Origin of the sequence: uncultured Anaerococcus sp. (genome assembly GCF_947253225.1) — a bacterium.
Taxonomy (GTDB): Bacteria; Bacillota; Clostridia; order Tissierellales; family Peptoniphilaceae; genus Anaerococcus.
Genome location: NZ_CAMXYR010000062.1, coordinates 1 through 7,586 on the forward strand (window position 1 = coordinate 1; position 7,586 = coordinate 7,586).

At 32.7% G+C, this 7,586-nt stretch carries 6 protein-coding genes and 1 pseudogene; all 7 read left to right on the top strand.

The window, feature by feature from the left end:
• The first annotated feature begins 344 nt into the window (after window positions 1–344).
• Window positions 345–2,093 carry an ABC transporter ATP-binding protein gene (locus tag Q0W95_RS06730; protein ID WP_035111371.1) on the top strand — a complete coding sequence of 583 codons (1,749 nt, stop codon included), beginning with the start codon at window positions 345–347 and terminating at the stop codon, window positions 2,091–2,093.
• Complete coding sequence (locus tag Q0W95_RS06735) at window positions 2,090–3,811, top strand: ABC transporter ATP-binding protein (RefSeq protein WP_297791160.1); 1,722 nt, start codon at window positions 2,090–2,092, stop codon at window positions 3,809–3,811. The genes Q0W95_RS06730 and Q0W95_RS06735 overlap by 4 nt, the downstream gene beginning before the upstream one ends.
• A 10-nt stretch (window positions 3,812–3,821) precedes the next feature.
• Window positions 3,822–4,403: an MptD family putative ECF transporter S component gene (locus Q0W95_RS06740; protein WP_002840789.1), complete on the top strand. Its 582-nt coding sequence runs from the start codon at window positions 3,822–3,824 to the stop codon at window positions 4,401–4,403.
• On the top strand, window positions 4,403–5,098 hold the full coding sequence (locus Q0W95_RS06745) for an energy-coupling factor transporter transmembrane component T (RefSeq protein WP_297791163.1): 696 nt from the start codon (window positions 4,403–4,405) through the stop codon (window positions 5,096–5,098). The genes Q0W95_RS06740 and Q0W95_RS06745 overlap by 1 nt, the downstream gene beginning before the upstream one ends.
• The gene (locus tag Q0W95_RS06750) at window positions 5,092–6,483 is read left to right on the top strand and encodes an ABC transporter ATP-binding protein (RefSeq protein WP_297791165.1); all 1,392 of its coding nucleotides are present in this window, start codon (window positions 5,092–5,094) and stop codon (window positions 6,481–6,483) included. Before Q0W95_RS06745 ends, Q0W95_RS06750 begins: the two co-directional genes overlap by 7 nt.
• Window positions 6,480–7,412, top strand: a complete 933-nt coding sequence (locus Q0W95_RS06755) for an AraC family transcriptional regulator (RefSeq protein WP_297791167.1) — start codon at window positions 6,480–6,482, stop codon at window positions 7,410–7,412. Before Q0W95_RS06750 ends, Q0W95_RS06755 begins: the two co-directional genes overlap by 4 nt.
• Window positions 7,413–7,477: 65 nt before the next feature.
• Window positions 7,478–7,570, top strand: a pseudogene (locus Q0W95_RS06760) (replisome organizer); the annotation flags it as partial.
• Window positions 7,571–7,586 lie beyond the last annotated feature (16 nt).

A 7,586-nucleotide genomic window follows, 5' to 3' on the forward strand; every position in this document is an offset into this window, starting at 1 on the left:
GTCTAAAAAGGTATAAAAGTATGCCAGTGATAATAAAAAGATAAATATGACACTTTAAAGGCGATTAGAAAATTAAAGAAAAGCCAGAAGACTTTTAGATGTAAATGTCAACCCCAAAATGGTCCACAGTTATTATCGGAAAGTGGTCCACATATAGTAAAAAATTGATCACATATCTCTTTCCCCTAGGGGAAAGGCATTTTACACAGTCTCTTACAAAAATTTAAAGACCATCATATTTTATTTAAAATTTATGACAGAATAATTTTTTTCGACTAGACGATAAAAAAAAAAGATGATATATTGATATTGATTATCAAATAGCACATAGAAAGAAGGTTAATATGAAACTTTATAAGAAATTATTTTCCTATATGCCTGAAAGAAAAATCCATGGAATACTTGCGGCGATGCTAGCTGTAGTTGGGAATTTGCTACAGTTCTATGCTTATTATTTAATTTGGATTTTGCTTAGAGATGTATTTTGTGGAGAAGATCTAATGAACCTTAAGATTTTCTCTATAAAAATTCTAGTTCTCTTTGCCAGCTGTAGTATCTTCTACTTTGGCGGGACATGGATGAGTCACTTAGCTGGATTTAGACTTGAAACTAGGCTTCGTGAAAAAGGACTTAGGCATCTACTTAGGGCTTCAAATACTTTTTTTGACACCCATAACTCTGGTGAGGTAAGAAAGATAATCGACAACAATGTGGAACAAACACACATGATTGTCGCCCACCTCATAACAGATCAAACTATGGCAGCTTTAACTCCTATACTCATGATAGCCTTGACCTTTGCAATTGACATCTATCTTGGAATATTTTTTGTAATCATCATTCTACTCAGTATGTACTTACTCTACAAAATGATAGGAGACCAATCATTTATGAAGAAGTACATGGAGAAGCTAGATGAAATGAATGCTGGGGCTGTGGAATATGTAAGAGGAATGCCAGTGGTGAAGATCTTCAACACGCCACTTATCGGTTTTACAAAACTTTACGACTCAATCATGGTCTATAAGGACATGGTCTACAAATATTCGATGTCCTGCAGGATTCCCTATGTCCTTTTCCAATGGCTTTTAAATATTTTTATAATCACGCCAGTCTTTCTAGCGATATTTATGGTTTCAAAAGGACAAGATCCTAATATCTGGTCGGCAAAAATTCTATTTTTCACTTTATTTATGGGATTATTTTTCGTAGATCTAATGAAGATTATGTATGTTTCCATGTATGTTTTTCAAGCTAACTCTGCTGTAGATAATCTTGAAAATCTGTTCACAGAGATGAAAGAAAAAGAAATAGTTTTTGGTACACAAAAAGATTTACAAAAGAAGAATATAATCTTTAAAAATGTTGATTTTTCATACGATGACAAGAATAAGATTTTACATAATTTTTCTTTAAATCTTGACGAGAACAAAGTATATGCTCTTGTAGGTAGCTCTGGATCTGGTAAGTCTACCATTGCTAAGTTAATCTCTGGACTATATCCTGTGGATTCTGGAGAAATTTTAATCGGCGACAGAAATATTTCTTCCTACGATGGAGAAAGCTTGATGAAAAATATCGGTATAGTTTTTCAAAATCCTAAACTATTCCAAGGAATTTCGATTTTTGAAAATGTAAAACTCGCAAATAAAGATGCAGATGATGAAGAGGTCTACAAAGCCTTAAAGCTTGCCCGCTGTGATGACTTTATAGATAAGTTCAAAGACAAGTACGATGCGATAATAGGTGCTGAAGGGATAAATCTATCTGGTGGCGAGAAACAGAGAATCTCCATTGCGAGAATATTTTTGAAAGATCCAAAGATAATTATCCTTGATGAAGCTTCTGCTGCTGCAGATCCAGAAAATGAATATGAATTACAGATTGCCTTTAAGGAACTCATAAAAGATAGGACGACAATTATGATTGCTCATAGGCTTTCTTCGATTCGTGGAGTGGACGAAATTCTACTGGTTGAAGATGGAAAAATTCTAGAGAGAGGAAGCCACGATGAACTTATGAAGGAAGACAGCAGGTATAAGAAGTTTATCGAAATGTACAATGAAGCAAATGAATGGAGGGTTGATCTATGAAAAACTATTTAAAAGATAGATTTGCACTTACGGACAAAGGTGCAGAAGGAACCATCGTTGCGATTAAATATTCTACCTTAAAGAATCTGTCCTACATGCTTCCTATGTTTCTTCTTATGTATGTCATGCAAGGTCTCTTGGGTCTAGGCAAGTTTAATCTCAAGATTTCGGTGGTTTTATATATAGTAATTGCTCTTATAATGATTTTCGTAATAAATAAAGATTACATTACAACCTATAATGAAACCTATAAAGAATCTGCAAATTTAAGGATTGAACTTTCTGAAATAATAAAAGATCTTCCCCTTAGTTTCTATTCAAAAAGAGATTTAACTGATTTTTCTCAAACGATTATGAAGGATGTAGAGACAATTGAGCATGGACTTTGCCACTCTATACCTGGATTTTACTCATTTTTGATAAATTTAGCCATAGTTTCAGTACTACTTTTAATTGGAAATGTAAAGCTTGGTCTTGCGGTTATAGCACCCATATATTTCTCAATAATCTTAAATCTACTTTCAAAGAAGATGCAAAAGAAAGCGACCGAGTCCTACTACAAAGAACAAAGAAAGTCTTCGAAGATGTTTCAAGAACTAATCGATCTATCCACTGAAATCAAATCTTACAATTTGACAAAAGAAAAAGAGAAAAACGGAACTTATTTTGTAAGAGATTTGGAAAAGAAACATATAAAAGCAGAGATTGGTCAAGTAGTGCCTATAGTTTCTGCAACGGTTATAGCAAACTTATCCCTAGCCCTTGCAATTTATGTAGGATTACTCGGTTTGATAAGCAAAGAGATAAATATTTTGTACTTTGCCGGATACCTATTTGCATCAGCTAGACTAGTAGATGGTGTGGCAGCCTTCAATCAATTCTACGGAGAATTGATGTACATGGATTCGCCAATAGAAAAAATAAATGCATTGAGATCAGAAGAGATTCAACCGGGAAGAGAAACAGAATTTAAATCATTTGATATAGAAGGAAAAAATGTAGAATTTTCTTATCTCGATGACAAAAAAGTCATAGATAATATTTCATTTAGAGCCATTCAAGGCAAGACTACCGCGTTAGTGGGACCATCAGGATGTGGAAAATCAACCCTAATAAAATTGGTGGCAAGGCTCTATGATTATGACAGGGGAGAAATCTTAATAGATGGAAAAGAAATAAATAAATCGAGGACAGAAGATTTGTTTAAACATATTTCCATGGTGTTCCAAGATGTAATTCTATTTAACGGCTCTGTAATGGAAAATATAAGGCTCGGAAGACCTACTGCAAGTGATGAAGAAGTGCTAGAAGCTGCAAGGCTAGCGAGCTGTGACGAATTTGTAAAGAAACTTGAGAATGGATATGAAACGGAAATCGGCGAAAATGGCTCTAACTTATCTGGAGGAGAAAGACAGAGAATATCCATAGCAAGAGCCTTTTTAAAGGATGCAGAAATAATCCTACTAGATGAAATTGCGGCATCGCTTGATGTAGAAAATGAAAAATATATCCAAGAATCTCTAAATAAATTAATTAAAAATAAGACGGTGATGATAGTTTCCCATAGAATGAAATCAATCAGAAATGTAGATCAAATCATAGTTATGAAAGATGGAAAGATAGAAGATTTTGGAAAACACGATGAACTTATAAAAGAAAGTAAAACTTACCAAAAGATGATTGAATCATCTAAAAAATCTGAAGAATTTATATATTAAGGAGGAAAAAATGAATAAATTTGGAATTCGAGATTTAATAAATGCAGGAGTATTTTCGCTTTTAACTGTAATGGCACTCTGGTGTGGAGGTATGATAGGTTTTATACCTGTACTTATGCCCCTAGTTCCATTTGCTTGCGGTTTAGTTTCAGGACCAGTATTTATGCTTTATTCAACAAAGATAGATAAATTTGGCATGATCTTAATCATGGGAATAGTATTTGGACTTACATTTTCAATGTCAGGTCATGGAGCGATAGTTCTACCTGCCATAATTTTATTGTCATTAATCTGTGAAATTATATTAAAAAAGGGTGGCTATAAGTCAATAAAAACTGCAAGACTAACCTACACAGTCTTTATGATTTTTGCAGCTGCAAATTTAATACCAATCTACTTTGCTAGAGATGCCTATTTACAGTCTTTAATCGACCAAGGCTATGGGGCTGAATATGCAGAAAAACTACTCTCAGTTATGCCAAACTGGTCCTTTATACCTGTAGTTCTACTAGGTATGCTCGGTGGATACATAGGATGTACCATTGGAATTAAAATCTTAAATAAACATTTTAAAAAAGCGGGAATGGCTTAATGAAAATTGATTTTAGGACAAAATTATTCTTAACAATTATCATAGGGGTATCTGCAACAGAAGGTTCCATTAGTATGAGTTATAAATACCTTGGAATTTTGTTAGCTATATTTCCATACCTACTTGCAATCCTAGATAAAAAATGGTCCCTTATTGGTAAGGGACTTTTTTATACTGGGATAGCCGTAGTAGGACAGATAGTAGCATCCAAGTATCCAAATTCTTATTTAGGGATGGTCTTTAATCTCTACTGCGGAATAATACTTAGAATACTTCCAGGAGTGATGATGGGTTATTACACTGTGACAACTACTAAGATGAGCGATCTCGTCTATTCATTAAAAAAGATAAAATTTCCAGACTACATAATCATACCAATTTCTGTAATGTTTAGATTTTTCTATTCTATAAAAGAAGATTACAAAATCATAGGGGAAGCTATGTACATGCATGGACTTACGATGAAAAACTTCTTTAAAAATCCGGCTAAGATACTGGGATATAGATTTGTGCCATTACTTATGATTGTATCTCAAACAGCGGACAATGTTGCAATATCTGCTATGACAAGAGGTATGAAAACGAATAAAGAGAGGTCTTCTATATCAAATGCAAGGTTTAATACGGCGGACTACATCCTACTTAGTTTCGGAATTTATATAATAATATTATTTATAAGGATAAAAATATGCTAGAATTTAAAAATTTTTCTCTTTCATTTGTAGAAGTTGGGGGAGAAAATAGAATACTTGAAGATATAAATTTAAAATTTGAAAAGGGAACTATAAATGTCATCACAGGCAGATCTGGATGTGGCAAATCATCTCTAATCAAGACTATAAATGGAATTATACCAGAAGTTGATAAGGCAAAGTTAGAAGGGAATCTTTTATTGGATGGAGAAACTATTTTGGATATGGATATAACCGACAGATCAAAATTCATCTCAACAGTCTTTCAAAATCCAAAAAATCAATTCTACGCCATTAATTCCCTAGATGAAATCGCATTTGCACTAGAAAATAGAAATGTTCCAAGGGAGAAAATTTATGAAAAGATAGAATATTTTTCAAAACTACTAAATAGTCAGGATCTTTTAGGTAAGGATTTATTCAAACTATCTGGGGGGCAGAAACAATTAATAGCTATAAATTCTGTTGCGGTTATGGACAATGAAATATATATTTTCGACGAACCATCCGCATCTCTAGACAGAGAATCCATAGAAAAATTGACCCACTGTCTAGAAGTTTTAAAATCCATGGGCAAGATAATAATCATCGCTGAGCATAGACTCTACTATTTAAAAGAGATAATGGACAGACTACTTTTAATTGAAAATCGGAAAATTTTATCCTATAGTAAAGATAGAATCTCAGAAGAATTACTTGAAAAGCACAGACTTAGAACGCTTAAAGACATAGAAAAAGAAGAACTTATAAGTAGCAGCTACGAAGTGAAAAACTTATTTGACCACAGTTTTGATGAAAAAAAATCGCTTATATGTAGAGAATTTTCCTGCCAATATGAAAAAAATCCCAAGCTATTTGATTTTTCAATCAGCTTTGACCCGGGAATATATTTCATAATAGGAGCAAATGGAATTGGCAAATCTTCATTTATAAGAAATCTTTGCGGGCTAAATAAGAAGCAAAAGGGCGAATTCTTTTACAAAAATAAAAGAATAAAAAACCATGGAGACTATATTTCTCTAGTGATGCAGGATGTAAACTATCAGTTATTTACAGAATCCGTTTTAACGGAGATGAAAATAGTAACAGATGATGAAAAAAAGATTGAAGAAATATTAAAGAAATTAGAACTCTGGAATAGAAGAGAAAGCCACCCACAGAAATTATCTGGCGGAGAAAAACAGAGACTTGCCCTAGGACTAGCAATGGCAAGTTCAAAGGAAATCGTGGTGCTTGACGAACCTACATCTGGACTATGTTTTGAAAATATGAAAAGGTTAATAGGCATATTAAAAGAGATGAAAGATGATGGAAAGACCATAATCGTCATAAGCCATGACTATGAATTTATAAAAAATTCGAAAGAAAGTATAGTGGAGTTTGTATGAAAGAAAGTAGACTTAAATCCTGGGGATTCGAAGAATTTCCCACAGAGGATCCTAGAATTATAAATTATATAGGCTTGGAAAGCCCTGAAAATAAGATAACCTCTTACGAAATATTTCCGGGAGTCATTGTACTTTACATCAGTCTAAAGAAGAAATACAACGCTAATAATTCTTCGGCGAAGGGAAATAGAGGTTATAGGATAGGATATTGTTATGAAGGCAACTATTTCACATACATAAACAATACCAAGGTCCTCATAACTACAAACGAAATTTTCGTAGGAAGATCAATACCAAATTCAAAATTTTCTTCCACTACAAGCCATCGAAACACGGCATTTAACATAGTAATAGCGGATAAAATCTTGGATAAAAACTCACCTTACTTTCCATATATTGGAGAATTTATATATAAATTTAAAAATGTAAAAGACATGGGATGTGCCATTAAAAACGAAGATTTGGTAAAACTTGCAAATGAACTAATCCAAGCACTTAAAGAAAGAGATATGCTATTTATAAAATTAAAATCCTTGGAACTCATATATAGAATTGGAAAAGTGGGGATAAATCCAAGTAAGACCAATTACTTCATGACCGGAGGGGATAAACTAATGGAAGAGGTAGAGAAATATATGAAAGAAAACCTGGATAAAAATCTAAACTTAGATCAACTAGCGAAAAAATTTAAAATATCAAAATCTACTTTAAACACAAAATTCACAAGATCCTTTCAATACACGCCGATGAAGTATATCCAAAGGTTAAAACTAATATATTCAGAAGATTTGCTTATAAACACAGATAAATCCATACTAGAAATAAGCAATGATCTAAACTTTCAGAATCCATCTAACTTCAACAGAGCATTCAAAGATTTCACAGGACTTAGTCCTAGCCAATATAGAAAACAAAACGAACCTGAATAATAAAATTTAGGTTCGTTTTAGATTTTTCATAACAGAATCCAAAAAATCTCATCTATTTTTTATTTCTAAATATAAAATGGTATAAAGAAGATAAAGATAAATTAAGACATCAAGGAGGAAATAAAAAAATGAACTATGATGTAGGAGAATCTTTATAGATAAAAAGAGGTGGAA